General features: G+C 69.7%; 24 protein-coding genes and 1 pseudogene. 10 read left to right on the top strand and 15 right to left on the bottom strand.

Annotated features, from left to right (window positions below; translation table 11 throughout):
- Positions 1-16 precede the first annotated feature (16 nt).
- Together ACTWQN_RS34855 and ACTWQN_RS34860 are read left to right on the top strand one after the other, a co-directional pair.
- Entirely contained in the window at positions 17-646 is a 630-nt protein-coding gene (locus ACTWQN_RS34855) for a TetR/AcrR family transcriptional regulator (RefSeq protein ID WP_443207925.1), read from the top strand.
- 69 nt (positions 647-715) lie between these two features.
- Positions 716-2293, top strand: coding sequence for a glycerol-3-phosphate dehydrogenase/oxidase (locus ACTWQN_RS34860; protein WP_443207926.1), 1578 nt, complete (start codon positions 716-718; stop codon positions 2291-2293).
- Between the two features lie 90 nt (positions 2294-2383).
- On the opposite strand, the gene ACTWQN_RS34865 is transcribed toward ACTWQN_RS34860, so the two are convergent.
- The 3 genes from ACTWQN_RS34865 to ACTWQN_RS34875 form a co-directional block, all read right to left on the bottom strand.
- Positions 2384-3688: a citrate synthase gene (locus tag ACTWQN_RS34865; RefSeq protein WP_443207927.1), complete on the bottom strand. Its 1305-nt coding sequence runs from the start codon at positions 3686-3688 to the stop codon at positions 2384-2386.
- 385 nt (positions 3689-4073) lie between these two features.
- Positions 4074-5006, bottom strand: coding sequence for a carbohydrate kinase family protein (locus ACTWQN_RS34870; protein ID WP_443207928.1), 933 nt, complete (start codon positions 5004-5006; stop codon positions 4074-4076).
- Complete coding sequence (locus ACTWQN_RS34875; protein ID WP_443207929.1) at positions 5003-5623, bottom strand: TetR/AcrR family transcriptional regulator; 621 nt, start codon at positions 5621-5623, stop codon at positions 5003-5005. The genes ACTWQN_RS34870 and ACTWQN_RS34875 overlap by 4 nt, the downstream gene beginning before the upstream one ends.
- Positions 5624-5764: 141 nt before the next feature.
- On the opposite strand from ACTWQN_RS34875, the gene ACTWQN_RS34880 reads away from it, so the two are divergent.
- Positions 5765-6910 (top strand): acyl-CoA dehydrogenase family protein, encoded by a 1146-nt coding sequence (locus ACTWQN_RS34880; RefSeq protein ID WP_443207930.1) that lies wholly within the window; start codon positions 5765-5767, stop codon positions 6908-6910.
- 27 nt (positions 6911-6937) lie between these two features.
- On the opposite strand, the gene ACTWQN_RS34885 is transcribed toward ACTWQN_RS34880, so the two are convergent.
- From ACTWQN_RS34885 to ACTWQN_RS34930, 10 genes are all read right to left on the bottom strand, one after another.
- Positions 6938-7864 (bottom strand): aldose 1-epimerase family protein, encoded by a 927-nt coding sequence (locus tag ACTWQN_RS34885; protein ID WP_443207931.1) that lies wholly within the window; start codon positions 7862-7864, stop codon positions 6938-6940.
- Positions 7865-7931: 67 nt separating this feature from the next.
- Complete coding sequence (locus ACTWQN_RS34890) at positions 7932-9329, bottom strand: APC family permease (protein ID WP_443207932.1); 1398 nt, start codon at positions 9327-9329, stop codon at positions 7932-7934.
- A 124-nt stretch (positions 9330-9453) separates the two neighbouring features.
- Positions 9454-10701, bottom strand: coding sequence for an MFS transporter (locus ACTWQN_RS34895; RefSeq protein WP_443207946.1), 1248 nt, complete (start codon positions 10699-10701; stop codon positions 9454-9456).
- 291 nt (positions 10702-10992) lie between these two features.
- Positions 10993-11646 carry a pyridoxamine 5'-phosphate oxidase gene (pdxH, locus tag ACTWQN_RS34900; RefSeq protein WP_443207933.1) on the bottom strand — a complete coding sequence of 218 codons (654 nt, stop codon included), beginning with the start codon at positions 11644-11646 and terminating at the stop codon, positions 10993-10995.
- A 348-nt stretch (positions 11647-11994) separates the two neighbouring features.
- Positions 11995-12756, bottom strand: coding sequence for an urease accessory protein UreD (locus ACTWQN_RS34905; RefSeq protein ID WP_443207934.1), 762 nt, complete (start codon positions 12754-12756; stop codon positions 11995-11997).
- Positions 12757-12842: 86 nt separating this feature from the next.
- Entirely contained in the window at positions 12843-13559 is a 717-nt protein-coding gene (ureG, locus tag ACTWQN_RS34910; protein ID WP_443207935.1) for an urease accessory protein UreG, read from the bottom strand.
- Positions 13549-14241, bottom strand: a complete 693-nt coding sequence (locus ACTWQN_RS34915; protein ID WP_443207936.1) for an urease accessory protein UreF — start codon at positions 14239-14241, stop codon at positions 13549-13551. Before ACTWQN_RS34915 ends, ureG begins: the two co-directional genes overlap by 11 nt.
- Positions 14242-14345: 104 nt before the next feature.
- A complete protein-coding gene (locus tag ACTWQN_RS34920) occupies positions 14346-16073 on the bottom strand; it encodes an urease subunit alpha (RefSeq protein WP_443207937.1) in 1728 nt (575 codons plus the stop codon).
- A complete protein-coding gene (locus tag ACTWQN_RS34925) occupies positions 16070-16438 on the bottom strand; it encodes an urease subunit beta (protein ID WP_443207938.1) in 369 nt (122 codons plus the stop codon). Before ACTWQN_RS34925 ends, ACTWQN_RS34920 begins: the two co-directional genes overlap by 4 nt.
- Positions 16439-16615: 177 nt before the next feature.
- Entirely contained in the window at positions 16616-16918 is a 303-nt protein-coding gene (locus ACTWQN_RS34930) for an urease subunit gamma (RefSeq protein ID WP_443207939.1), read from the bottom strand.
- Positions 16919-17205: 287 nt separating this feature from the next.
- On the opposite strand from ACTWQN_RS34930, the gene ACTWQN_RS34935 reads away from it, so the two are divergent.
- From ACTWQN_RS34935 to sepH, 4 genes are all read left to right on the top strand, one after another.
- Positions 17206-18333 carry a citrate synthase 2 gene (locus ACTWQN_RS34935; protein ID WP_443207940.1) on the top strand — a complete coding sequence of 376 codons (1128 nt, stop codon included), beginning with the start codon at positions 17206-17208 and terminating at the stop codon, positions 18331-18333.
- A gap of 60 nt (positions 18334-18393) precedes the next feature.
- Complete coding sequence (locus ACTWQN_RS34940) at positions 18394-19320, top strand: SEC-C domain-containing protein (protein WP_443207941.1); 927 nt, start codon at positions 18394-18396, stop codon at positions 19318-19320.
- 306 nt (positions 19321-19626) lie between these two features.
- On the top strand, positions 19627-20769 hold the full coding sequence (gene serC / locus ACTWQN_RS34945) for a phosphoserine transaminase (RefSeq protein ID WP_443207942.1): 1143 nt from the start codon (positions 19627-19629) through the stop codon (positions 20767-20769).
- A 267-nt stretch (positions 20770-21036) separates the two neighbouring features.
- A complete protein-coding gene (gene sepH / locus ACTWQN_RS34950) occupies positions 21037-21945 on the top strand; it encodes a septation protein SepH (RefSeq protein ID WP_443207943.1) in 909 nt (302 codons plus the stop codon).
- 61 nt (positions 21946-22006) lie between these two features.
- Here the strand turns inward: sepH and ACTWQN_RS34955 are convergent, their stop codons facing one another.
- Together ACTWQN_RS34955 and ACTWQN_RS34960 are read right to left on the bottom strand one after the other, a co-directional pair.
- The gene (locus tag ACTWQN_RS34955) at positions 22007-22618 is read right to left on the bottom strand and encodes a DUF2537 domain-containing protein (RefSeq protein WP_443207944.1); all 612 of its coding nucleotides are present in this window, start codon (positions 22616-22618) and stop codon (positions 22007-22009) included.
- Positions 22618-23421, bottom strand: a complete 804-nt coding sequence (locus tag ACTWQN_RS34960; protein ID WP_443207947.1) for a TrmH family RNA methyltransferase — start codon at positions 23419-23421, stop codon at positions 22618-22620. Before ACTWQN_RS34960 ends, ACTWQN_RS34955 begins: the two co-directional genes overlap by 1 nt.
- A 179-nt stretch (positions 23422-23600) precedes the next feature.
- On the opposite strand from ACTWQN_RS34960, the gene ACTWQN_RS34965 reads away from it, so the two are divergent.
- The 3 genes and pseudogenes from ACTWQN_RS34965 to ACTWQN_RS34975 form a co-directional block, all read left to right on the top strand.
- Positions 23601-24536, top strand: a complete 936-nt coding sequence (locus ACTWQN_RS34965) for an aldo/keto reductase (RefSeq protein WP_443207945.1) — start codon at positions 23601-23603, stop codon at positions 24534-24536.
- Positions 24537-24654: 118 nt separating this feature from the next.
- The gene (locus ACTWQN_RS34970; RefSeq protein WP_443207948.1) at positions 24655-26151 is read left to right on the top strand and encodes a glutamate-cysteine ligase family protein; all 1497 of its coding nucleotides are present in this window, start codon (positions 24655-24657) and stop codon (positions 26149-26151) included.
- A 116-nt stretch (positions 26152-26267) separates the two neighbouring features.
- Positions 26268-26391 (top strand): annotated as a pseudogene (locus ACTWQN_RS34975) (superoxide dismutase); the annotation flags it as partial.

The following is a 26391-nucleotide window of genomic DNA, read 5'->3' on the forward strand; positions in this document are numbered from 1 at the left end:
CAGTACAGTGTTACACATGACGTCGCAGTGTCACAGCGTGCAGCGCAGGGGCCGCCCGGCGCCGAACCGGGTCGGCGAGGCCGACCTGCTGCGCGCGGCGCGGGAGTGCGTGCTCACCAACGGCGTACGGCGCACCACGTTGACCGACATCGCGCGCCGCGCCGGGGTCAGCCGGATGACGCTGTACCGCCGGTTCCCCGACGTCGACAGCCTGGTCACCGCGCTGATGACGGTGGAGTTCAGCGAGATCCTCCAGCTGGCCAGCGCCGAACACGCGACCGGCACCGCCCGGCACCGCCTGGTCACCGCGACCGTGCACGGCGTTCGGCTGCTGCAGTCCGCGCCGCTGTTGCAGCGCGTCCTGGACACCGATGCCGAACTGCTGCTGCCGTACCTGGTCGATCGGTTCGGCAGCACCCAACTCGCCGCCGAGGGATTCCTCCGCGAGTACCTGGTGCAGGGGCACGCGGACGGATCGATCCGCCGCGCCGACCCCGCCGTGCAGGCGCGCGCCCTGCTGCTGCTGGTCCAGTCGTTCGTCATCTCCACCGGTCCGGCCGCCAGCGGCATCGACCCGACGGCCCTGACCGCCGAACTCACCCGGCTGCTCGACGCGGCCCTGCGCCCGGAGGCCTCCCATGCGTGACCGCACCCGGCTGCCACCGGTTGATCCGGGGCAGGCCGCCGGTACCACACCGATCCGTCCGGAGTTTCGATGATCACCACGCCGTTGCCCGCCGGTTCGCTGCGCGCCACCTCGCTGAACGCCGCGCGCCGCACCGCCGATCTGTCCGCGGTGGCCGAAGGAGAAGTGGATCTGCTGGTGGTCGGCGGTGGGGTCACCGGCACCGGGGTGGCCCTCGACGCGGCGGCCCGCGGACTGTCCGTCGCGCTCGTCGAAGCCGAAGACCTCGCCTGGGGAACCTCCCGCTGGTCCAGCAAGCTCGTGCACGGCGGACTCCGGTACCTGGCCCACGGTGACATCGCGCTGGCCCACGAAAGCGCCGTCGAACGCAACGTGCTGATGACGCGCACCGCGCCGCACCTGGTGCGGACGCTCCCGCAGCTCATCCCGCTGCACGGCAGCATGTCGCGCCGCCGCGAACTGCTGCTGGCCGCCGGGCTGCACGCGGGAGACGCGCTGCGCCGCGCCGCCCGCACCCCCGCGGACGTGCTCCCGCCACCGCGGCGGATCCCGGCCGCGGAGGCGCTCGCCCTCGTCCCGGGCCTGCGCTCCGCAGAGCTGCGCGGCGGCCTGCTCAGCTTCGACGGTCAGCTCGTCGACGACGCGCGCCTGGTCGTCGCGCTCGCGCGCACCGCCGCCGGTTTCGGCGCACGCATCCTCACCCGCGCGCGCGTGCGGCAGCTCGACGGCGATGGTGCCGATGTGGTTGACCAGCGCAGCGGGGGGTCGCTGCGGATCCGGGCCCGTTCGGTCGTCAACGCGGCCGGTGTCTGGGCCGGGCAGCTCGCGCCGGATGTCCAGCTGCGGCCGTCGCGCGGCTCGCACCTGCTGGTCGACGCGGACGCCGCCGGGGTTGCCGCAACCGCGCTGATCGCGCCGATGCCGGGCGGCGCGGGACGGTTCCTGCTGCTCGTGCCGCAGCCCGACGGCCGCGCGCTGCTCGGGCTCACCGACGAGCCGGTGCCCGGACCGATCCCGTCGGTCCCGGAGGTCCCGCAGTCCGATGTGGACTTCCTGCTCGCGGCGGTGCGCGACCTGCTGGGCCAGCCGTTGGAGCGCAAGCACGTGCTCGGTTCGTTCGCCGGGCTGCGCCCGCTGCTGGCGCAGCCGGGCCGCAAGCAGTCGGCCGACCTGTCCCGCAGGCATGCCGTGCTGACCTCGCCGGATGGGGTGGTGACGGTGGTCGGCGGAAAGCTCACCACCTACCGGAAGATGGCCGCCGATGCCGTCGATGCCGCGGTCGGTGCCGGTGGGCTCTCCGCCGGGCCGTCGCGCACCGCGGCCGTTGCCCTGGTCGGGGCCGCGCCGCGCCGCCACCTGACCGACATCGAGGCGACCGCGCGGCTGGTCGGGAAGTACGGCACCGAGGCGGCGCGGGTCGCGGCGTTGGCCGAGCTCGACCCGGAACTGGCGGAACCGGTCGCGCCAGGCCTGCTGCTCACCGCCGCCGAGGTGCTGTGGGCAGTGCGGCACGAAGGCGCGCTCGACGCCGACGACGTGCTGGACCGGCGCAGCCGCGTCGGACTGAACCCCGCAGACCGCGAATCAGCCAGACCGGTAGTGGAAGAACTAGTCGAGCGCGCCCTACACGGCGTATCAGCCGGTTGATTTTTCCGAGTGAAGGGCACCTTTGACCGGCATAGTCGGTCAAAGGTGCCCTTCACCTGCACCTGGCTGCGGAAGGATTCAGGTTTCGATTCAGCGCTGGCCGATCTCGGTGTAGCCGCGCTCCGCCGAACCGGTGTAGACCTGCCGCGGGCGGCTGATCTTGCGGGCCGGGTCCTCCAGCATCTCCCGCCAGTGCGCGATCCAGCCGGGCAGCCGACCGAGCGCGAACAGCACGGTGAAGAACTTCGTCGGGAAGCCCATCGCCTTGTAGATCAGCCCGGTGTAGAAGTCGACGTTCGGGTAGAGCTTGCGGGCGATGAAGTAGTCGTCGGCGAGCGCCTTCTCCTCCAACTTCAGGGCGATGTCCAGCAGCGGGTCGTTGGCGCCGAGCTTGCTGAGCACCTCGTCGGCGGTCTTCTTGATGATCGCCGCGCGCGGGTCGTAGTTCTTGTACACCCGGTGCCCGAAGCCCATCAGCCGCACGCCGGGCTCCTTGTTCTTCACCCGGTTCACGAACGAGTCGACATCTCCGCCGTTGGCCTTGATGCCTTCCAGCATCTCCAGCACCGCGCTGTTGGCGCCGCCGTGCAGCGGGCCGAACAGGGCGTTGATGCCCGCCGAGATGCTGGCGAACAGGTTCGCCTCCGACGAACCGACCATCCGCACCGTCGACGTGGAGCAGTTCTGCTCGTGGTCGGCGTGCAGGACGAACAGCAGGTCGAGGGCGCGGGTCATCACCGGGTCGACCTCGTAGGGCTCGGCGGGGAATCCGAAGGTCATCCGGAGGAAGTTCTCCACCAGCCCGAGCGAGTTGTCCGGGTAGAGGAACGGCTGGCCGACCGACTTCTTGTAGGCGTAGGCCGCGATGGTCGGCAGCTTGGCCAGCAGGCGGACGGTGGACAGCTCCACCTGGTCCCGGTCGAAGGGGTTGAGGCTGTCCTGGTAGAAGGTGGACAGCGCGGAGACCGCGGAGGACAGCACCGGCATCGGGTGCGCGTCCCGCGGGAAGCCGTCGAAGAACTGCTTGAGATCTTCGTGCAGCAGGGTGTGCCGCCGGATCCGCTCGGCGAAGTCGTCGTACTGCTGCTGCGTCGGCAGCTCACCGTAGATCAGCAGGTAGCTGACCTCGATGAAGTTGGACTTGGCCGCAAGCTCCTCGATCGGGTAGCCGCGGTAGCGGAGGATGCCGGCGTCACCATCGATGTAGGTGATGTCGGAAGTGCAGGCCGCCGTATTGACGAAGCCCGGATCCAACGTCACCAAACCGGTCTGAGCCAGCAACTTGCCGAGGTCCACACCAGGCGCACCCTCGGTCGGCTGCGTCACCTGCATTTCGTGCTCGCCGGCGTCATAGCGCAGCGCGACGGTACGTTTGGCGGTCACGTCGTCGGGCATTCGGGAACCTCTCGCGCTCGTCGGGGTGCGCTGAAGACGACCAGCGTTGCCCAGCCAAGCGGCAGGGCTGCGTTCATTTGTCGCCCGCGCGCCGGTCGGGGTGTCCGAACCGCCGCAGCACCACCCCGTTGGGGTCCTGTCAGTTGTCACGCTAGACCGCTGTGGGGTCCCAGCGCAGCAATCGCGTTTCGGCTTTTTGGCAGGTGGGACCACGATCACATCACATCCGACCACCCGCAGCGTCCGATTCCCGACGCTCCGGAGCCGGACGGGACGGTCATCGTGACCATCAGGGCCATCCGATCGGTCTAACCGACGCTGGGGCCAACGGCGGTGACGCGGTTGAGCTCACAGGGTGGCCTCAGGCACGTATCCGCCGGTCGGGTCACCACGACAGCTCGTTCGCCCACGGCGGCTCGGCGCCCGGACGCGACACGGTGACCGCGGCAGCGGCGGCGGCGAACCCCAGCGCCTGCTCCCACTGCGCGCCATCGAGCGCGCGCACGGCGTCCGCCGACAGCGCGTCGTGGCGGTGCAACCAGGCCAGCAGTGCGGCCTGCACCGTGTCGCCAGCGCCGATGGTGTCGGCCACCTGGGCGCGCACCCCCGGCACCGTCACCGGCTCGCCGTCGCCGGTGACCGCGGTCAGCCCGTCGGCTCCGCGGGTCAGCACCACGGCCGCCGGGCCGCGCCGCTGCCAGTCGCGGGCCGCGGCGAGCACATCTCGATCACCGGCCAACCACTCGGCGTCGTCGTCGGAGACCTTCAACAGCCCGACCGACGGCAGCCAGGAGGCGAACCGAGCGCGGTAGGCGTCCGCGTCGGTGATCAGGTCGGCGCGGATGTTCGGGTCCAGCGCGATGAACCGGCCGTGCTCGGCCTCCCGGAACAGCACCTTCTCGTACACCGAAGCACCGGGTTCGAGCACCATGCCGAGGGTGCCCAGGCAGACCGCGGTGGTCCGCTCCGGCAGCGGCCGGTCGGCGACGAAGCGGGCGGCGGTGCCTTCGGTGTGGAAGCTGTAGCGCGCCGAACCGTCCTCGGCGAGCCCGACCACCGCCAGCGTCGTCGGCTCCGGGCCGCGCTGCACCAGCTCAACGTCCACATTGGAGGAAACCAGCCGCTCGAACAGCTTGTCGCCGAACTGGTCGGTGGACAGCCGGGCGAAGAACGCCGCCGGAATCCCGAGTCGCCCCAGTGCGATGGCGACGTTGTACGGGCCGCCGCCGAGCCGCGGGTGCAGCGGTCCGAGTTCACCGTCCGCAGTGGACGGATCCGGAACGAGGTCGACGAGCGCCTCACCGCCGATGACGATCACATTTCCTCCACTGTGTGCTCAACCCCCGCCTCGGCGGTCAGCCCGCCGAGCAGGAACTGCGATAACGCCGCGAAGGCCGCCGCGTCGGACAGGCCGGTGCGCGCACCGATCTCACCGCGCTGGATGCCGACGATGGTGCGGCCGACCATCTCCCCGACGAACCCGGCGTGCACCTCCCGGAACACGCCCTGGCGCACCCCGGCGCGGATGAACCCGCGGATCCGGTCGGCGGCCGCGTGCGCGTTGGCCTCGTAGGTCGCGCGGGTCGAGAGGTTGGCGGCCATGTCGTCGATGAACTCGCGAGAGGCCGGGCGCAGCGCTTCCGCCGCGGCCTCCAGGTACACCCGCACCTTCTCCCGCACGTCCCCGCTCGCCGCGACCCGCTGCTCGATGCGCTCCGTCGCGATCTTGAAGTAGTGCGCGACGACGCGCACCGCGAGCTGCTCCTTGCTGCCCGCCAGCGTGTAGAGCGTCGATTTGGAGCAGTGCAGCCGCGCCGCGAGATCGTCCAGCGTGAAGTGCGCGAACCCCTCCGCGAGGAACAGGTCGCGCAGCCGGTCGAGCAGTTCGGCCCGCCGCGCGTTCACCGGCCGACGACGGCCTTGGGAGGTGGTCATCGCTGGAAGCCTGCCACAGCGCGGTCGGCGGATTGCGCGGGTTCCTCCTGGTGAGACATGCTAGTACTCTACAAAGTCCTACAGTACTCAAACCAGTACTACCGGCAGCTGCCACGTCTGGTGCCAGGAGGGCGGACCGCCATGCCTGTCCAACGCCTGCTTCCCACCCCAGAAGCCACCGACCTGCTCGCGCTGACCCGCGACATCGCAGGCGACAAGCTCGTCGAACGGGCCGCGGCCGACGAAGCCGCGGCCAAGTTCCCGCGCGACGTCTTCGAACTTCTCGGCGAGGCCGGTCTCCTCGGCCTGCCCTACCCGGAGGAGTACGGCGGCGGGGCGCAGCCGTACGAGGTCTACCTGCAGGTGCTGGAGGAGCTCAGCAGCGCGTGGATGACCGTCGGCGTCGGGCTGTCGGTGCACACCATGAGCTGCTACCCGCTGGCCCACTTCGGCAGCCCGCAACAGTGTTCCCAATGGCTGCCGGAGATGATCGGCGGCAGTCTCCTCGGGGCGTACGCCCTGTCCGAGCCGCACGCCGGTTCCGACGCGGCAGCGCTGACCACGCGAGCCGTCCGCGCGGGCGATTCGTACTCGGTCACCGGCGCCAAGGCGTGGATCACCCACGGCGGGGTCGCGGACTTCTACACGCTCATGGCCCGGACCTCGGACGACGGCCCGCGCGGCATCAGCTGCCTGCTGGTCGACGCCGCCACAGCGGGGCTTTCGGCGGGCACTCCGGAGCACAAGATGGGGCTCAGCGGATCGCCCACCACCCCGTTGTACTTCGAGGACGCGCGGGTGCCCGCGCAGCGGCTCATCGGAGCCGAAGGCGACGGGCTGAAGATCGCGCTGTCGGCGCTGGACTCCGGTCGGCTCGGCATCGCCGCCTGTGCGGTCGGGCTGGCGCAGGCGGCGCTGGACCTCGCGGTGGACTACGCGAAGCAGCGGCGCCAGTTCGGGCGGCCGATCATCGAGTTCCAGGGGTTGGAGTTCCTGTTGGCCGACATGGCCGCGGCGGTGCACTCGGCGCGGGCCACCTACCTCGACGGCGCCCGACGGCGGGACGCCGGGCTGCCGTTCGGGCACCAGGCGTCGGCCGCGAAGCTCCTCGCGCCCGACGCGGCGATGAAGGTGACCACCGATGCGGTCCAGGTGCTCGGCGGCGCGGGCTACACCCGCGACTTCCCGGCGGAGCGCTACATGCGCGAAGCCAAGGTCCTGCAGATCTTCGAGGGCACCAACCAGATCCAACGAATGCTCATCGGCCGCCACCTGGCCCAAAGCTGACCCCGGACCGTCCCGAGGGGGTCACGGTCAGAACGGGCTCAGGCCCCAGTGGCCGATCCAGTTCTCGCCGGGTTGCAGGACCAGGAGGTCGGTGCCCGAGTTCAGCGCGTCCGGCGGGCAGGTCATCGGTTCGATCGCGATCGCCCTGCCCCGCCCGGGAAAGTCATCCGCCGTGTAGACCTGGACCCACTTGAACACCGGGTCGGCCCACAGCTGGATGCCGTGCCCATCCGGATCGGTGAGCGCGTGCCGCACCAACTGCCGCGGATCGTCGGGAGCCGGTGTCGCACCGCCGAAAGCGGTGTCGAGCAGGACACCCGCCAGCCGACGCCCGGTGCGGAAATCCACTTCGTCGCCCTGCAGACCGCGCGGTGGTCGGGCCGGGAGCAGCCGCTCGGCATCCACCGGCAGCACCGTCGCGGCCGCCAACCGCAGCGTGCACTCGTCGGTTTCGGCGTGGCCAGCACGCGGGTACGGGTGCACGCCGACGCCGAACGGGATCGCTCGCGAGCCGAGGTTCTCCACGGTGTGCGTCACGGTCAAGCCGTCGGAGTCCAGCGCGTACCCGATGGAGGTCAGCAGCGGCACCGGCCAGCCCGGCTGCACGGGCACCATCGCGTGCAGCACCACCGTGGACTCGGCGTGTTCGACGAGGGTCCAAGCGGCGTGCTGCAGCAGGCCGTGGATCGCGTTGCGCCGCGCGGGTTCGGTCAGCGCGAGTTGCTGCGGCTCGCCGTCCAGGCGCCAGTGCCCGTCCGCGACCCGGTTCGGCCACGGCACCAGGACGCCACCAGCACTGGCGGGCGGCATCCGATCCGCGTCGTAGGGCTCCACGTACGGCACCCCGTCGACCTCGAAGGTCCGAAGCGCCGCACCGACCTCGGTGACCACGGCCCGCGCATCGCCGAAGGTGATTTCGAACTGCCGCCCGGTGGCGGGAACAGGATCATGCACCCAACCACTGTAGAAGCCGTCGTGAGTGCGAAAGCGGGTTGGCGCCCGCTTTCGCACTCACGAGGCGTCACTTCGCCAGCTTGGCGGCGTCGAAGTCCTTGCGACCGCCCGCGAAGAAGTTGATCGCCCAGAAGATCACGCCGATGCCCAGCAGGATCCCGGCGATGATGTACTCCGTGGCCGGTCGGCCGGACAGCGGGCTGGCGAAGAACGCACAGGTCAGCGCGCCCAGCACGGGCACCCAGGTGGGCGCCTTGAAGTGCCGGTGCTCGACCTTGTCCTTGCGCAGCACCAGAACCGCCACGTTGACCACCGTGAACACCGCGAGCAGCAGCAGTGACGTGGTGCTGCCCAGATCGGCGATCTCCAGCGAGCTCACCAGGATCACCGCGATGATGCTGGTGAACAGGATCGACACCCACGGGGTGCGACGCGTGCGGTGCACCAGGCCGAACTGCTTCGGGATGATCTTCTCCTGCGACATGCCGTACACCAGGCGGCTGGCCATCAGCATGTTGATCAGCGCGGTGTTGGTCACCGCGAACAGCGCGATCAGCGAGAACAGCAGCGGCGGGAACCACGGTGCGGCGGCCTTCACGACCAGCAGCAGCGGGCCGTCCGAGGCGGCCAGCTCGTCGGTGGGCACCAGCGTCGAGGTGATCAGCGCGATCAGCAGGTAGATCGAGGCGGTGATGACCATGCCCAGCAGCAGCGCGCGCGGGAAGTTCTTGGCCGGATTCTTGGTCTCCTCGGCCATGTTCACCGAGTCCTCGAAGCCCACCATCGCGAAGAACGCCAGCGCGGTCGCCGAGGTCACCGCCAGCAGCGGCGTCGTGTCGGAGTTGAACTCCAGCAGCCGGCTCGGCTCCGGAACCAGGTCCGGGTTGCTGCTGCCGACGAAGATCGCGTAGAGGCCGAAGATGATCACGATCGCCAACCCGGTGAGCTCCACGCAGGTCAGCACCACGTTCATCTTCACCGACTCGCCGACGCCGCGGAAGTTGATCGCGGCCAGCAGCAGCAGGAACCCGATCGCGACCAACCAGGAAACCGACGCCACTCCTTCGCCGAAGATCCCCTCCAGGTAGTCACCGCTGAACGCCTGCGCGGCCGACGCGGCCGAGGTGATACCCGAGCACATCACCGCGAACGCGATGACGAAGGTCAGGAAGTGCACGCCGAACGCCTTGTGCACGTACAGCGGGGCGCCGCCGGCCTTGGGGTACTTGCCGACCAGTTCCAGGTAGCTGAACGCGGTCAGGAAGGCGACCACGAACGCGACCAGGAACGGAATCCACAGCGCGCCGCCGACCAAGCCTGCGACCTTGCCGGTCAAGGAGTAGATCGTGGTGCCGAGGATGTCCCCGACCACGAAGAAGAGCAGCAGTTTCGGGCCCATCACCTTCTTGAGGCCAGGCTCCTGCGCACCGCCGGGCGCGTCGTTCACGGTCGTTTCGTTGGCCATAGCAGAGAAGTGTGCAGGTTGGGCCGACGCCTTGTCTGCCCACCCCTGGTCGAACTGCACTGCTGCGGTCGGATCAGACGCAGCAAAGTGCCCATCCAAGGCTGCCGGAACCGCCCGGATTAACCTATTTGTGCTGGTCAGCGGTTGGTGCGCGATAACGCCAGAAGGCTGGCAGGAAGACCGCCGCGAGCACCGCGCCGATAACAACTAGGACACCGCCGACCGCGACGGCCGTCGCGGTGCCGAACGCAGCACCCGCCAGGCCGTGCAACGTGTCCGCCAGGCGCGGCCCACCGGCGACGACGACGGTGAACACGCCTTGGATGCGCCCGCGCATCTCATCGGTCGCCGCCGCCTGCATGATCGAACTTCGGTAGACCATGCTGACCAGGTCCGCGCCGCCGCCCACGGCCAGGAAGAACACCGCCAGCCACAGCGAATTCGACCAGCCGAACCCGGCCATCGCGATCCCCCACGCGACGACCGCCACCGTGACGCCGACCCCGTGGCGGGCGATCCGGTGCAGCCAGCCGGAGAACACCCCGAACGCGAACGCGCCCAGCGGAATCGCCGCGAACAACCAACCCAGCGCCGGTCCGCCGCCCGGTGGATCACCGAAGGTGCGCTCCGCCATCTCCGGGAACAGCGCCCGCGGCATGCCGAACACCATCGCGATGATGTCCAGCAGGAACGACGCCAACAGCACGGAATGCAGTGCCAGGTAACGGAATCCGTCGAACACCTCGCGCAGCCCGGCCCGCGTCGGGGCGCCTTCCTGGGGCGGCAGCGGCGGCAGTCGGTACACCGACCACAGCGCCGTGCACAGCGCCACCGCATCGACGAGGTACAGCATCGAAAGCCCCATCAGCGGCAGCAGCATGCCGGCCAGCAGCGGCCCGATGACCGCTCCGAGCTGGAACACCGTGGCGCCCAGCGCCTGCGCCGAGGGCAGCAGGTGCACCGGGATCAGTCGGGCGATCACCGCGCCCCGGGTGGGCATGTTCACCGCGAAGAACGTCTGCTGCGCGGCGAAGAGCACCAGCACCAGCCACACCGACCGGACGCCCGCGGCGGCCACCACCCACAGCAGCACGGAGCTGAAGGCCAGCCCGCCGTTGGTGATCAGCAGCAGGCGGCGGCGGTCGACCGTGTCGGCGATCGCGCCGCCCCACAGGCCGAACACCAGCAGCGGCACCAGGCCGAAGATCCCGGCGAGGCCGACGTAGGCGGAGGAGCCGGTGATGTCGTAGAGCTGCTTGGGCACCGCGACGGCGGAGAACTGCGCACCGACGGAAGTGACGATGTTCGACAGCCACAAGCGGCGGTACGCCGGGTACTGCAATGGTCTGGTGTCGAGGAAAACCTTGCTCAGCAGGGCTCGTAGGGGTCGACGCGACGATGTCCGGGGTCCGCTGCTGGGCTGCACAGGTGCAACAGCCTAGCCGTTAGTCCAGCTAACGGCGCTTTCTTTTCCACCCCATGTGACGGACATCTACCAAACCTCAACAGAACTGGACAAAAACCCACCACCGCATCGCTCGGATCTGTCAGGAGTGAAGGGCACCTTTTACCAAGTAAGTTGGCGAAAGGTGCCCTTCACCTCTCACTCGAACGGAGAACGCCAGCGCGACCCGGCGTCCAATACGAGTTCAACGGCGGGTTTTCAGGGCGCGAGGCGTTCGACGGTCCAGTGGTCGTTGGTGCGGCGGAAGCGCAGGCGGTCGTGCAGCCGGTCCGGGCGGCCCTGCCAGAACTCCACCGACTCCGGGCGGATCCGCCAGCCGCCCCAGTGCGGCGGCACCGGTACCTTCTCCGCGTCGCCGAAGCGGCGTTCCATCCCGCTGAGCAACGACTGCAGCGCATCGCGGCTGGCGACCACCCGCGACTGCGGCGATGCCCAAGCGCCCAACTGGGACCCGCGCGGCCGAGCCTCCCAGTACTCGGCCGTTTCGGCCGGTTTCACCTTCTCCACAGTGCCGCGCACGTTGACCTGGCGCTGCAACGCGAACCACGGGAAGGTCGCCGCGGCGGACCGGGTGATCTTGAGGTCGTGGCTCTTCGACGAGGTGTAGTTGGTGAAGAAAACCAGCCCGAACTCGTCGAAGCCCTTGCACAGCACGGTTCGCGACGCCGGGTAGCCGTCGGCATCAGCAGTGGCCAGCACCATCGCGTTCGGCTCGGGCAGCTCGGCCCGCACCGCTTCGTCGAACCACAGCTGGAGCTGCTCGTGCCAGGTGGCGGCGAGCGAGGATTCGTCCAACGCACCTGCTTCGTAGGACACCCGCATGGACGGCAACGCGATGTTGGCCTCCGACATCCTCTTCCTCCCTGACTCGCCCGGCAGCGGCACGACTCGACTACTTTCCCCTGCGGTGCGCCGAAGAAAGTACGGGTTGGACCGGCCGACGCAACAGGATTTGGTGACGCCAGCCACGCGTACGACGGTAAACGGGATCCGAACAGACGCCGAATCGACAGTACTTCACGATCGATTCCGCAACCGATGCAGTGATCGTTCCCACACCCGTTCGGACGCCCCGCGCCGCCGTGAAACGCCCACCCGAACCACTGATCCACACCTTGCGGTGAAGCGCCGCCCAGTTCTCGTTCTGGCGGCCGGGTTGCGCACCGATGCGGGAATCCCCGATCCCTGCCTGTCCGGTGTTCATCGAGCTAACAGGGCCTTGGCATCCGGATGGTGGCCGATCGCTTCGGCCAGGCGGCGCTGCGCCGTCACGGCGTCCGCGGCGACGGCAGTGGCCAGCGCACCGCCCGCGGCCAGCGGCGCCAACGACCACCACTGACCACTCGCGGGCTCGGTGGGATCCGCGTCCCACACGAGCGTCTCGGTCGCGAGCACCCGCGCTCCCGCGAGATATCCAGTGCTGGCCGCGAGCCGGTGGGCGCCGATGTCCAGCCGCTGGCGCAACAGCGGCATTCCCGCGCGCACCAGGTGCGTCGTGGTGGTCAACCGGCCGGGCAGTTCGCCGTACCGGCCGAGCACCAACGTCTCCCGGCACCTGGCCCGCGCGCGGTCGCCCAGCTCGATGGTCATCTCGGCTTGGTGATCGGCGCGGGCGCTGATCACGGTGGCCTCCGGCAGGTACTCGATCGTGCCGCCCGCCGCGACCTCGATGTGCACCGCGGACCGGCTGTACCCGGCGTGCTGGCCCGGCAGCGCGACGGTCGCCGCGGTGCCGCGCAGTTGGAGTCGGGCACCCGGCCCGACCCGGACCCGCAGGTCGACGCGGTCCCCGCCGACCGGCGTGGCCGCCGAACCGACCAGGTGCACCACGGCGATGCCGTCCGGGCTCGACGTCGCGCTGCGGCGCGGCACCAGCGTCATCGGCGCCTCCGAGCGCAGCTCGCGCACGACGCTGCGCCCACCGGCCCCGAGCTCGACGCTCAGCAGCGCACTGGCCCGCACTCCACACCACCCTCCGCCGAGGTCCACATCCCGGTGGACCGCGGTTTCCGCCGCGCGCCCGTCACGGACGGGCACCCGAACCGCGGTCAGACACGCACGCCCACCTTGAGCTGCTCGCGCACCCATGCGGCGGTATCGGGGGCGTTGGGGGTGCGGGTCAGCGACTGCGTGATCACCGGCAGTTCACCGCGCATCCGATGTGCGTCGGCGACCATCACCGCCATGTCCGCCCCGACGAGTTCCGCCAGGTCCACCTTGTTGATCACCAGCAGGTCGGCGGTGGTGACACCGGGACCGCCCTTGCGCGGCACCTTGTCGCCACCCGCGACGTCCACCACGAAGATCTGCCGATCGGCCAAGCCCCGGCTGAACACGGCGGTCAGGTTGTCGCCGCCGCTTTCCACGATCACCAGTTCCAGGCCCGGATGCCGGTCGGTGAGCCGGTCCACCGCATCGAGGTTCGCGGTGATGTCGTCGCGGATGGCGGTGTGCGGGCACGCGCCGGTCTGCACCGCCTCGATCCGGTCGGTGTCCAGCACCCCGGCTTTGCGCAGGAAGTCGGCGTCCTCGGTGGTGTAGATGTCGTTGGTCACCACCGCCAGGTCGATCTCCTGGCCGAGCGCGCGGCACAGCGCCGCGGTCAGCGCGGTCTTGCCGCTGCCGACCGGCCCGCCGATGCCGAGCCGGAACGGGCGGCCGTGCTGCGGCTGCGCCGAGAACGGGTCCGGTTCGGTCGCGGTCGGGTCGAAGTTGACCGGATGCGTGTGGCCGTGGCCATGTCCGTGGGCGTGTTCAGGATGCAAAGAGACGCACCTCTTCCCGGTGATGTCGATCGTGTGCCTCGGCGAGCAGGTCGAGTGCTGGGGCGCCGGGAGCGGGCAGCTCGGCGGGGTGGCGCCCCGCCGCCGCAGCTGCCTCGGCGGCGATCCGGTCGAGGTCGTCGGCCAGTTCGGTGAGCACCGCGTTGACCGCGAACGGGTCCAGGCCGAGCAGCCGAACACCGGCGGAGGACGGTCCGCTGACCGCCAGGTACCCGGCGGTCAGCGCGGCCTCCACGGGTCCGGCACCGGCGATGGCGGCCAGCGCGCCGAGCACGATCGGATGGTGTGGCTGCGGTGTGGTGGCCACCAGTTCGGTCAGCACCGGCGAGGGCCACGCGGCCCTGCCAGCGCGGATCATGCCCCGCCCCTGCGCGCGCGAGGCCGCCCGCTGCGCCGGGGACGGGGTGCGCGCGTCCAGTTCGACGTCCAGCTCCCACCAGTGTCCACTTCGGACACCACGGGTAGCGGCATGTGCCGCGGCAGCGGCGAAAACCGCCTGCAAGAAGCCAGCGCCGTGCAGCCGCCCGTACAGGAACTCGCGCAGCCCGGCGACATCCGTGATCAGCCCGCGCGCGGCCGCCTCCTCGACGCCGCCGGAGTGCACGTGTCCGCCGCCGGGGAATCGGGAATCCGCGAGCGCAAGCACCGCAAGACCAGCCCGCAACGCAGCTCCCTTCTCACTTCCAACACGTACCGGTGGTGGGTGAAGGGCACCTGCTACCAACTAACTTGGCGAAAGGTGCCCTTCACCCGGCCAGAACAACCCGATCAGAACAGGAAATAGCGTTGGGCCATCGGGAGTTCTGACACCGGGTTCGGCTCGATGAGTTCGCCGTCGATGCGCACCGCGAAGCTGTCCGGGTCGACCTGGATGTCCGGGGTTGCCGAGTTGTGCACCAGATCGGCTTTGGTCACGCCGCGGGTGCTGTCGATCGCGATCAGCTGGGAGCTCAGCGGGAGTTGATCCGGTAGGCCCGCCTCCAGTGCGACCGGTGCCACGAAGAACGCACTGCTCGCCGCCGCGGCGCGGGGCTGCGCCCCGAAGCTGGGCCGTGCTAGGTAGGGCTGCGGTGTCGGGATCGACGCGTTCGCGTCGCCCATCGCCGCCCAAGCGGCGAACCCGCTCTTGAGCACCAGGTGCGGCCGGACCCCGAAGAACTGCGGTTCCCAGAGCACCAGGTCGGCCATCTTGCCGACCTCGACCGATCCGACGTGGCCCGCGATGCCGTGCGCGATCGCCGGGTTGATCGTGTACTTCGCGACGTAGCGCTGCGCGCGGTGGTTGTCCGCCCGACCGTCGCCGGGCAGCGCGCCCCGGCCGCGCTTCATCACGTGCGCGGTCTGCCAGGTGCGCATGATGACCTCACCGATCCGGCCCATCGCCTGGGCGTCCGAGCTGATCATCGAGATGGCGCCCAGGTCGTGCAGGACGTCCTCGGCGGCGATGGTGGACGGTCGGATGCGGCTCTCCGCGAACGCCAGGTCCTCCGGCACCGATGGGTTTAGGTGGTGGCAGACCATCAGCATGTCGAGGTGCTCGTCGACGGTGTTGATGGTGTGCGGCCGGGTCGGGTTGGTCGACGAGGGCAGGATGTTCGCCTCGGCGACCACCTTGATGATGTCCGGCGCATGCCCGCCACCAGCGCCTTCGGCGTGGTAGGCGTTGATCGAACGGCCGTTGATCGCGGCCAGCGTGGACTCCAGGAAGCCGGTCTCGTTGAGCGTGTCGGTGTGGATGGCGACCTGGGCGCCGGTCTCTTCGGCGCACCGCAGCGCGCTGTCGATCACCGCCGGGGTGGCGCCCCAGTCCTCGTGGATCTTCAGCCCGCCCGCCCCGCCGCGCAGCTGCTCCAGCAGGGCCTCGCCGCGGGTGGTGTTGCCCTTGCCGAGCAGCAGCACGTTGACCGGCATGAAGTCCATCGACTGCAGGACCCGCGCCAGGTTCCACGCGCCGGGGGTGACCGTGGTGGCCTTGCTCCCCTCCGCCGGGCCGATACCACCGCCGATGAGCGTGGTCACCCCGCTGGCCAGCGCGGTGTCCACCTCCTGCGGGCAGATGAAGTGCACGTGGCAGTCGATGCCACCGGCGGTGAGGATCTTGCCGCCGCCCGCGACGATCTCGGTGGACGGGCCGATCACCAGCGCCGGATCGACCCCATCGGCGATGTCCGGGTTGCCCGCCTTGCCGATGCCGACGATCTTGCCGTCCCGGATTCCGACGTCGGCCTTGACGATCCCCCAGTGGTCCAGGATCACCGCGCCGGTGATCACGACATCCGGGGTGCCCTCGGCGCGGGTCGCCACCGCCTGCCCCATGGACTCGCGGATGACCTTGCCACCGCCGAACACCGCTTCTTCACCGGATCCGGTCGAGCCGATGCTGCGGTCCTCGGTGACCTCGATGAGCAGGTCGGTGTCGGCCAGCCGGATCCGGTCGCCGGTGGTGGGTCCGAACAGCTCGACGTACTGGGACCGATCAATGGACGATGCGCTCACCGTGCTGTCCCCTCGCCTTTCGCCCCGTAGCCGGGCTGGGTGGGTTGGTGGTCGCGGGCGTCGAGCCCACCGGCGAACTCCAGCCGCAGGCCGGGCACCAGTCGCCGACCGCCGAGCGGCACCAGCTCGACCTCGCGTTCGACACCCGGCTCGAACCGCACGGCGGTGCCGGAGGGCACGTCCAGCCGGTGTCCCCAGGCCTTGGCCCGGTCGAACTCCAGACCGGGGTTGACCGCGGCGAAGTGGTAGTGCGAACCGACCTGCACGGCGCGGTCGGCGCGGTTCACGACGGTGATCCGGACGCGTTCCCGCCCCGGGTTCAGCGGAATCGGTTCGTCGGCGGTGATGATCTCCCCCGGACGCATGGCGGCTCCCTCGAATGTCGGTTCGGCGAATGTCGGTTCGGCCGGTGGCTGCGCAGAACCTGTCTTTGGTCTTGTTCTTGAAGCGGCGCAGCCGCTTGGCCCGCTCTCGCCACCGGCACCGCCGCGGGTTCCGCCACGCGAAACGAGCTCCGAGACAGGCATTCAGGTGATCGGTATTCAGGTGATCGGGTCGTGCACCGTGACCAGCTTCGTCCCGTCCGGGAAGGTCGCCTCCACCTGCACGTCGTGGATCATTTCCGGCACGCCGTCGAGCACCTGGTCGGCGCGCAGCACCTTTCGGCCGCTCTGCATCAGCTCGGCGACGGTCCGCCCGTCCCGAGCTCCTTCCACGACGTGGTCGGTGATCAGCGCCACCGCCTCCGGGTAGTTCAGCTTCAGTCCGCGATCCAGCCGTTCGCGCGCGAGCCGAGCCGCGACGTAGACCAGCAACTTGTCGCGCTCATGAGGAGCAAGGTGCATGAAAACTCTTTAACATACGACCATTGGCCATATCCGGGCTGTCCTGCGGTTTTACCGCTGCCTAATTGACTGGTTACAACCATTTTTCCGGAATTTTTCACAACCGATGAAGTTCTCGGAGGTCTTGTGAGCTACCTCATCAGTTGATTTTTTTCCCGGCCGATCCGATTGCCTCCACCACCCCGGCGGGTGCACGGTGTTTCGCACGGCAACATGCCGTGGACCCCGCCACGTCCCCCTTACCCGCGCACCCGCGCGGGCACATCCAGCGAGGAGACGAGGCAGCCATGAGCAACGCGGGCCAGTCCGAATTCCGCCCCGGCCTGGAGGGCGTGGTCGCCTTCCAGACCGAGATCGCCGAACCCGACCGCGACGGCGGTGCGCTGCGCTACCGCGGCCTGGACATCGACGACCTGGTGGGCACGGTGTCGTTCGGCGACGTGTGGGCGCTGCTGGTGGACGGCCGCTTCGGCGGCGGCCTGCCGCCCGCGGACGACACCCTGCTGCCGGTGCGCACCGGCGACACCCGAGCCGATGCGCAGGCCGCCTTGGCGATGACCGCGCCGATCTCCGGTTTTCCGCCGCTGCTGGACATCGACGAGGCAGTGGCGCGCGAGCAGCTCGCACGTTGCTCGGCGCTCGGGCTGTCCTTCGTCGCGCAGTCCGCACGCGGCGACCAGCCGCCGGTCCCGCAGAACCGGATCGCCGAAGCCACCACCGCCACCGAGCAGTTCCTGGTCCGCTGGCGCGGCGAACCCGACCCGGCGCACGTGCAGGCCCTCGACGCGTACTGGGTATCGGCGGCCGAGCACGGGCTGAACGCCTCCACCTTCACCGCTCGGGTCATCGCCTCCACCGGCGCGGATGTCGCCGCTTGTCTCTCCGGTGCGGTCGGCGCGATGTCCGGGCCGCTGCACGGCGGCGCACCGGCTCGGGTGCTGCCGATGCTCGAAGAAGCCGAACGCACCGGCGACGCGCGCCGGGTGGTGGAGTCGATCTTGGATCGCCGCGAGCGGTTGATGGGTTTCGGCCACCGCGTCTACCGCGCCGAGGACCCGCGGGCCCGGGTGCTGCGCAACATCTGCGACCAGCTCCGCGCGCCGCGCTACGAGGTGGCCCGCGAGCTGGAGCAGGCCGCGTTGACGGCATTGCGGGAGCGCCGCCCGGACCGGCAGATCGAGACCAACGTGGAGTTCTGGGCCGCCGTGGTGCTCGACTTCGCGCAGGTCCCGACGGCGATGATGCCCGCGATGTTCACCTGCGCCCGACTGGCCGGTTGGTCGGCGCACATCCTGGAGCAGCAGCGCACCGGTCGCCTGGTGCGCCCGTCGGCGCAATACGTCGGCCCGGATCCGCGCGCCCCGCAGGACGTCCCCGGCTGGGGCTCCATCAACCAGCTGATCGCCTCGGCGTGACTCGTGGGTGCTCCGTGCGGCCGCAAACGCACGGAGCACCGACGACGGTAATGTGGTGTGGTGACGGTCACATCCACCGATGCGCAGCGGCGGTTGCACATCGAATACGCCGAGGCGCTCGAAGCGGACGCGGAGACCAGCGGCGAGAAGTGCAACGACCTCGTCGAGGCGGCCGATTACTGGCACTTCGCGGGCGAGCACCAGCGCGAAGAGCGGGCGCTGCTGGCCGCGGTCGAGGTGGACGACGACAACAACGTGCTCAACGGCCCGGCCGCGCACGCCAAGTTCTTGCTGACCCACGGGCGGCGGTCGGAGGCGGAGCAGCGCTTCGCCCGGCTGCTGCGCGAGGGCTCGAACTGCGAGTGGGCGTACGTGACGGCGTCGCTGGCGTACCAGCTGATCGACGAGCCGCAGGAAGCGCTGCGCTGGCTCAACATCGGCGTAAACCGGTTCGTCCCGCGCCTCGACGCCGAACTGGAGATGGGCGACGTCGGCTTCGAACTGCTGCGGCAGCGCAACCTGCTGCGCCGCGAGCTGGACCTGCCGAAGGACGGGCTCGACGACGTCTTCGACCGGCTCACCGAGCACGGCCGCCGGATCGGCGAGCAGATCAAGGACATCAAGAGCCACAGCGAGCACACCACGATCGCGGTTCTCTACTGGCCAGCGGAGGAGTTCGCCAAGCTCCGGCGAGAGCACCCGAGCTGGTACCCGGACACCACGCACCGACAACACCGCCAGCAGGTCCAGCGCGCCCTGCAGCAGCATCCCGGACCGGTGGTCGCCACCGGCTCGGTGGCGGCGCTGGTGGGCTTCGCGGTGGCCCGCGGCTTGCCGGTCGACGAGCAGTCCACCCGCTCGAAGTTCGCCACCGAAGCCGCCCGCCTCGGACGGGCCGCCGACTGGCCACCAGGCCGCAACGACGCGTGCTGGTGCGGCTCCACCCGGAAGTACAAGAAGTGCTGCGGAACCCCCGGATTCGCCTGAACGCCCGTCGCCGAACTCGTTTTGCGCAGCGGTGCGGGTAGCGGAACCTCAGACACCGTCTCGGTCCAGCGGGCGCGGAAAATTTGGGCTGCGGGATGTGGGGTCTAGTGGCCTTGGCCAAAGTGGAGTACTCGCAGTAAGTTGCTGTTCGGCTGTTCGCAGCACCGGATGTCACCATCTGGAAACCCTGCTGCAACACTTGAGCCGAACCGGCAACGGCGCCGGTCACCAGGCCACAGGCGCGCGGGAGGCCTTGCCCCGCCACCTGCCGCAGTCACCACAACGAATGCCCGGAGGCGCTGGCACATGACGCAGGCCGAGACCACCGATCCGACGACCCTGAAGCTGCCCGAGGAGCTCAAGCCCGCCGATGGCCGGTTCGGCTGCGGCCCGTCCAAGGTGCGCGGCGACCAACTCGCCCGGCTGGCCGACGCGGGTGCCGCGCTGATGGGCACCTCGCACCGGCAGAAGCCGGTGAAGTCCCTGGTCGGACGGATCCGGGAGGGGTTGCAGGAGCTGTTCTCGCTGCCCGAAGGCTACGAGGTCGTGCTCGGCGTGGGCGGCACCACGGCGTTCTGGGACGCCGCGACGTTCGGCCTGGTGCGCGAGCGGTCGCTGCACCTCACCTACGGCGAGTTCTCCGCGAAATTCGCCAAGGCCGCCAAGACCGCGCCGTTCCTGGCCGACCCGGTGATCGTCGACGCTGAGCCGGGTGACGCGCCGGAGCCGGTGTCGGATCCGAGCGTCGACCTGATCGGCTGGGCGCACAACGAGACCTCCACCGGCGTGATGCTCGCGCCCACCCGCCCCTCGGGCTCGGAGAACGCGCTGATCGCGGTGGACGCCACCTCCGGTGCGGGCGGCCTGCCGTTCGACGCCGCCGACGTCGACGTCTACTACTTCGCGCCGCAGAAGTGCTTCGCCTCCGACGGCGGGCTGTGGCTGGCCGCGATGAGCCCGGCCGCGATCGAGCGGATCGGCGAGATCGGCGCGTCCGACCGCTGGATGCCGGAGTTCCTGTCGCTGCCGACCGCGCTGGACAACTCCCGCAAGGACCAGACCTACAACACGCCCGCGGTGGCCACCCTGTTCCTGCTCGCCGACCAGATCGAGTGGATGAACGGCCAGGGCGGGCTGGACTGGTGCGTGCAGCGCACCCGCGAGTCGTCGCAGCGGCTGTACACCTGGGCCGAGGCGTCGGAGTTCGCCACCCCGTTCGTGTCGGACCCGGCCAAGCGCTCCCAGGTGGTCGGCACCATCGACTTCGCCGACTCGGTCGACGCCGCCGCGGTGGCCAAGGCGTTGCGCGCCAACGGGATCGTGGACACCGAGCCGTACCGCAAGCTGGGCCGCAACCAGCTGCGGATCGGCATGTTCCCGGCGATCGAGCCGGACGACGTCACCGCACTTACAAAGTCGATCGACTGGGTGGTCTCGCACCTGCACTGACCCGGCGAACCGCCGAAATCGCGCTCGGTTTCGGCGGTTCTTTGCCCAAACAGCACGCCAACGAGTGAACGATCGGCCACAATCGGTGATCTTCATCGAAAATGAGTGGTTTTACTCGTTCGCTCAAGCACCACCTTTCCGGCAAGATCGAAGCCGGAGAGAGCGACCAACAACGACACGACGTGCCCGGCGTGCCTCCTTCGTCAAGGCGGCGCGCCGGGTTACTGTCACAGCTTGGTGACATGCAGGTCGGCGGGAGGCTGGCGTATGCGAGCGCTGCGAGTGGTCGGGCTCGACGAGGACGGTGAATCCGTCGTCTGCGAGGACCCGGAGAACGGCGAGCGCTTCACCGTGCCCGCCGACGAACGACTGCGTGCCGCAGCCCGCGGTGACCTCACCCGGCTCGGTCAGGTCCAGATCGCGATGGAGGCCCAGATGCGCCCCAGGGAGATCCAGTCCCGCATCCGCGGCGGCGCCTCTGTGGAGCAGATCGCAACCGTTTCCGGCATCCCGGAGCACCGGGTCGAGCGCTACGCCTACCCCGTGCTGCTGGAACGCGCCCAGATCGCCGAGATGGCGCAGCGCGCGCACCCGGTCCGCGAGGACGGGCCGGACGTCCAGACGCTCGGCGAGGTCGTCGCGCACACCTTCGGCATGCGCGGCCACGACTACGCCGAGGCCAACTGGGACTCCTGGCGCGGCGAGGACAACAAGTGGGTCGTGCAGCTGACCTGGCAGGCCGGGCGGTCGGAGAACCGGGCGCACTGGGTGTTCCACCCCGGTGCGCACGGCGGCACCGTAGCCGCGCTGGACGACCACGCCGCCGATCTGCTCGACCCGTCCCCGAACCGTCCACTGCGGACGGTCCGACCGGTCACCGAACTGGCCCGCGAGGCGCTGCAACTCGACCAGCAGGCGCAGCAGGTCCAGGAACGGCCGGAGGAGCCGGTGGCCGCGCAGCGGTCGGAGGCACCGACCCTCGACCTCGACACCACCCCGCCGCCCGCACCGGAGCCAGCGGCGGAGGAACAGGTGGAAGAGAACGCCGAAGGCGCGACCGCCGAGGCGGCGGAGGACGACGCGCAGCGCAAGGCGGAGCCGCGGCGCGGGCGCAAGAGTCATCCGATCGTGCCGTCGTGGGAGGACGTGCTGCTCGGCGTCCGTTCCCACCGCTGATGGTGGTGGTGTTGGCGATTTCGCGCGAAATCGCCGCCGCTCGGGGCACGAGAGCGGGCGGTCAGCCGAGGAGGCCGAGGATGAGGGCGAGCCAGGCCGCGACGATGCCCGCTGCCGTGCCGTAGGCGACCCAGCGCCAGACCGGGACGTTTCGACCCAGCCAGATCGAGGGCGCGAAACCGGCCACCACTGCGAGGTTGACCACGCCCGCGAGGATCACGCTGACATCGGCCAGCCCGGCCGTGACCACCACCAGCGTCACGGTCACGATCGTCCCGGTGATCGCGCTGACCGCCAGGCCCGGCCCCCACGGCGTGGGCGGCACCGGGGCGATCGGGCCCCCGCGTCGGTTCGGCATCGCGTGCGCGGAGCGCGGGCGGCCGATCCGGTCGAGCTCGCCGCTGAGCGGGTCGACGTAGCAGATCTGGCCGCCGGTCTCCGCCGCCAGCCGCATCGCGAGCTGCCGACCGCGGCGCGAGACCAGCTTCGCGTCAGCGTCCGCGGTCGCCTCGGTCTGCACGGCTTCGGCGACGTGCGCCCACTCGTGCAGCGCCACGACCAACGTGCCGGGCAGCCGCAGCCGGGCCGGGTCGATCTCCCGACCGGCGTCGTGGACCAGCACCGCGCGACCGGATCGCGCGTGCAGCTCCCAACCGGTTTCGCGGAGGTCCATCACGCCCCGCTAATCGCGTGGAAGGTGATGGCTGCGGCGGTGGCGACGTTGAGCGAGTCCACCCCGCTCACCATCGGGATACGGACCGCGAGGTCGGCGGCGGCGATGGCCTCTTCGGTGAGCCCAGGGCCCTCCGAGCCCAGCAGCACCGCTACCGGTCCCTGGTCCAGCGCGGCTTCGCGAAGAGATTTCGCATCTACTCGGGGGGTCAGGGCGACAATGCGGAAATCGTTGTCGCGCAACAGTTTCAGATCTTCGGGCCAGGAGTCGAGGTGGGCGAACGGGACGCGCAGCACGTGCCCCATCGACACCCGGACGCTGCGCCGGTACAGCGGATCCGAGCACCCCGCGCCCAACAGCAGACCGTCGACGCCCAGCGCCGCGGCGTTGCGGAACAGGGCGCCGAGGTTCTCGTGGTCACCGATGCCCTCCAACACGGCCAGGCGGCGGGAGCGGCCGACCAGCTCCGCAGGAGTGACTGCCGGAGCACGATCGGCGACTGCCAGCACCCCGCGATTGAGGTGGAAGCCCACGACGCGCGCCATCACGCCGGTGTCGGCGACATACACCGGCGCGTCGAGGGACGCGGTGGCCTCGGCCAGTTCCTCGATCCGGCGGCGCACCCCGAACAACGCCCGCACCGGGTACGGCGAGGCGAGCAGCCGTTCGACGACCACGACGCCTTCGGCGATCACCAGTCCGCGCCCGCCCGGCCGGTCCGGACGGCGGTCCGCGCGGGACAGATCGCGAAAGTCGTCGACCCGGGGGTCGTCGACATCACTGATCTCGACGATGTGCACCACGCCCGCATTCTCGCACCCGCCGCCATCCGGCTGCGCCGCCTGGCGCTGGGCGCCGTCCGCTTCATGGATCACGTCCGCCAACGGGGATTCCCGGTGAGCCGCGCACCCTGTGCAACCGCTCGGCGACTGTGCGCTCCGACACAGGATCGCGAAGATACGGGAAGAGTAGGTTCGGCACCATGGCTCGACTCGGCAGCACTGACCTCGACGTCTTCCCCATCTGCCTCGGTGGCAACGTATTCGGCTGGACGGCGGATCGCGACGAATCCTTCACCGTTCTGGATGCCTACACCGCCGCCGGTGGCAACTTCATCGACTCCGCGGACAGCTATTCGGCGTTCGCGCCGGGCAATTCCGGTGGTGAGTCCGAGACCCTGATCGGCGAGTGGCTGCGCGCCCGCGGCAACCGCGACGACATCGTGGTCGCCACCAAGGTGGGCAGGTGGCGCGCGCGCCCCGGTCTGTCGGCGGCGAACATCAAGGCCGCCGCCGAGGATTCGTTGCAGCGCCTGGCAGTCGATCACATCGACCTGTACTACGCCCACGCCGACGACGAATCGACGCCGCTGGCCGAGACGCTGGGCGCCTTCGACGAGCTGGTGCGCGCTGGCAAGGTTCGCTACATCGCGGCGTCGAACTACACCGCGCCCCGCCTGGCCGAGGCGCTGGCGACTTCCAGGCGCGAGGGCCTGGCCGCCTACGCCGCCTTGCAGCCGCACTACAACCTCGTGGAGCGCGACCAGTTCGAGGGCCCGCTCGCCGAAGTCGCCCTCGGCGCGGGGCTGGCCGTGCTGCCCTATTTCTCGCTCGCCAAGGGATTCCTGACCGGCAAGTACCGTCCGGGCGGCGACAGCTCGGAGAGCCCGCGGGCCGAGGGCGCTCGCGCCTACCTGGACGAACGGGGTGTGAAAGTCCTCGCCGGACTGGACGAAATCGCGACGCTGCGTAATGTACCCATTCCGTCGGTTGCGCTCGCCTGGCTGTTGGGGCAACGCAGCGTCACTGCGCCGATCGCCAGCGCCCGCAACACCGAACAGCTCGCCGATCTGCTCCCAGCGGCCCAGCTGAAGCTCACCGACGCCGAGTTGCAGCGGTTGGCGGACGTCTCTGTTTGATCACCGCACGCCCATGTGCTGACACCGTTTTGGCCGCTGGCCCGCCGGGTATCGATGTGTCACGGTGGTTTCCCCAGCGCTGCGCGCTGACGTGCTGCCGATCAAGCGGGGAGACGGCATGGGACGGCACGTGGAAAATCAGGCGTTCAAGCCAGTTGACCGACAACGTTATCGGAACAAGATGCAGCGCGGCCTGGACGCCCTGGCCCGGATGCTGGCCGAGGGCAATTTCTCCTTCCCACACCAACAGATGGGGCTGGAGATGGAATTGTGCCTGGTGGACGAGCAGATGGAGCCGTCCATGACCAATGCCATCGTGCTGGAGAAGATCAGCGAGCCGGTGTTCACCACCGAGCTGGGGCAGCAGAACATCGAGCTCAACGTGGAGCCCCAGGTGTTGGCCGGGGACAGCGCCCTGGAGCTGGAGGAGCGGATGCGCGCCGCGCTGCGTCGCGCGGACGGCGGCGCGCACGACGCCGGAGCGAAGATCGTCATGATCGGCACGCTGCCCACGCTGCGCAGCGCGCACTTCGACCCCACCTGGTTGTCGCGCAACCCCCGGTACTCGCTGCTCAACGAGCAGATCTTCTTGGCACGCGGCGAAGAAATGCTGTTGGACATGGAAGGCGTGCCGCTCGGCGAGGCGCACTCCGAGCGGCTGCGCTCGTACGCCGACTCGATCCTGCCGGAGTCCGGATGCACGTCCGTCCAACTGCACCTGCAGGTGGCGCCGGAGGACTTCCCGGCGCATTGGAACGCCGCGCAGTGCCTGGCCGGGGTGCAGGTGGCCATCGGCGCGAACTCGCCGTTCCTGCTGGGCAAGGCGTTGTGGCACGAGACGCGGATCCCGCTGTTCCTGCAGGCCACCGACACCCGCCCGGAGGAGCTGAAGAACCAGGGCGTGCGGCCGCGGGTGTGGTTCGGGGAACGCTGGATCACCTCGATCTTCGACCTGTTCGAGGAGAACGTTCGCTACTTCCCGGCATTGCTGCCGGAGCCGGAGGAAGAGGATCCGGTGGCCGCCCTGGATGCGGGCCGGGCGCCGACGTTGGCCGAGCTGCGGCTGCACAACGGCACCGTGTGGCGCTGGAACCGCCCGGTTTACGACCTGGTGGACGGGGTTCCGCACCTGCGGGTGGAGAACCGGGTGCTGCCGTCCGGGCCGTCGGTGGTGGACATCGTCGCCAACGCGGCGTTCTTCTACGGGGTGCAACGGGCGCTCACCGAACAGGACCGACCACTGTGGACGCAGATGTCGTTCGCGGCGGCGGAGGAGAACTTCTTCGCCGGGGCGCGGCACGGCTTCGACGCCCACCTGTACTGGCCGAGCATCGGCTGGGTGTCGCCGGATGAGTTGGTGCTGCGCCGATTGCTGCCGATGGCGCACGACGGGCTGCGCGCCTGCGGGGTGTCGACCAGGGCCCGCGAGCGCTACCTCGGCGTGATCGAGCAGCGCTGCCTGGCTCGCCGCAACGGCTCGGTCTGGCAACGGGAAAGCGTTGCGCTGCTGGAAGAACGCGGCGCGGACCGACACGCAGCCCTCACCGGCATGCTCCGCCGCTACATCGACCTCTCCGACAACGGAAACCCGGTCCACACCTGGCCAGTCGGCTGACCACTCGCGAGTGACGGGACTCCGCACCTGGACGTGGGGGCGACGTCTCGCCTTGAGCTAGTTGCCATATTGTGGCAGTAGCTAGAGGCTGTCGGTAGCGAAGGGAGATGCTCACGATGGCCCAGTACGTTTTGCCGGAGTTGGATTACGACTACGCGGCGTTGGAGCCGGCGATCGCTGGTGAGATCAACGAGTTGCACCACGGCAAGCATCACGCGGCGTATGTCAAGGGTGCGAATG

The organism is Saccharopolyspora antiqui (assembly GCF_052246905.1).
Taxonomy (GTDB): Bacteria; Actinomycetota; Actinomycetes; order Mycobacteriales; family Pseudonocardiaceae; genus Saccharopolyspora.

Bases quoted from the DNA above. Each gene is read 5' to 3' on its own strand.
- ACTWQN_RS34860 (WP_443207926.1), top strand. From the start codon at position 716: ATGATCACCACGCCGTTGCCCGCCGGTTCGCTGCGCGCCACCTCGCTG.
- ACTWQN_RS34930 (WP_443207939.1), bottom strand. From the start codon at position 16,918: ATGCACCTTGCTCCTCATGAGCGCGACAAGTTGCTGGTCTACGTCGCG.
- ACTWQN_RS34925 (WP_443207938.1), bottom strand. From the start codon at position 16,438: ATGCGTCCGGGGGAGATCATCACCGCCGACGAACCGATTCCGCTGAAC.
- ACTWQN_RS34955 (WP_443207944.1), bottom strand. From the start codon at position 22,618: ATGGACCTCCGCGAAACCGGTTGGGAGCTGCACGCGCGATCCGGTCGC.
- ACTWQN_RS34855 (WP_443207925.1), top strand. From the start codon at position 17: ATGACGTCGCAGTGTCACAGCGTGCAGCGCAGGGGCCGCCCGGCGCCG.
- ACTWQN_RS34970 (WP_443207948.1), top strand. From the start codon at position 24,655: ATGGGACGGCACGTGGAAAATCAGGCGTTCAAGCCAGTTGACCGACAA.
- ACTWQN_RS34965 (WP_443207945.1), top strand. From the start codon at position 23,601: ATGGCTCGACTCGGCAGCACTGACCTCGACGTCTTCCCCATCTGCCTC.
- ACTWQN_RS34880 (WP_443207930.1), top strand. From the start codon at position 5,765: ATGCCTGTCCAACGCCTGCTTCCCACCCCAGAAGCCACCGACCTGCTC.
- ACTWQN_RS34935 (WP_443207940.1), top strand. From the start codon at position 17,206: ATGAGCAACGCGGGCCAGTCCGAATTCCGCCCCGGCCTGGAGGGCGTG.
- serC (WP_443207942.1), top strand. From the start codon at position 19,627: ATGACGCAGGCCGAGACCACCGATCCGACGACCCTGAAGCTGCCCGAG.
- ACTWQN_RS34890 (WP_443207932.1), bottom strand. From the start codon at position 9,329: ATGGCCAACGAAACGACCGTGAACGACGCGCCCGGCGGTGCGCAGGAG.
- ACTWQN_RS34875 (WP_443207929.1), bottom strand. From the start codon at position 5,623: ATGACCACCTCCCAAGGCCGTCGTCGGCCGGTGAACGCGCGGCGGGCC.
- ACTWQN_RS34865 (WP_443207927.1), bottom strand. From the start codon at position 3,688: ATGCCCGACGACGTGACCGCCAAACGTACCGTCGCGCTGCGCTATGAC.
- sepH (WP_443207943.1), top strand. From the start codon at position 21,037: ATGCGAGCGCTGCGAGTGGTCGGGCTCGACGAGGACGGTGAATCCGTC.
- pdxH (WP_443207933.1), bottom strand. From the start codon at position 11,646: ATGTCGGAGGCCAACATCGCGTTGCCGTCCATGCGGGTGTCCTACGAA.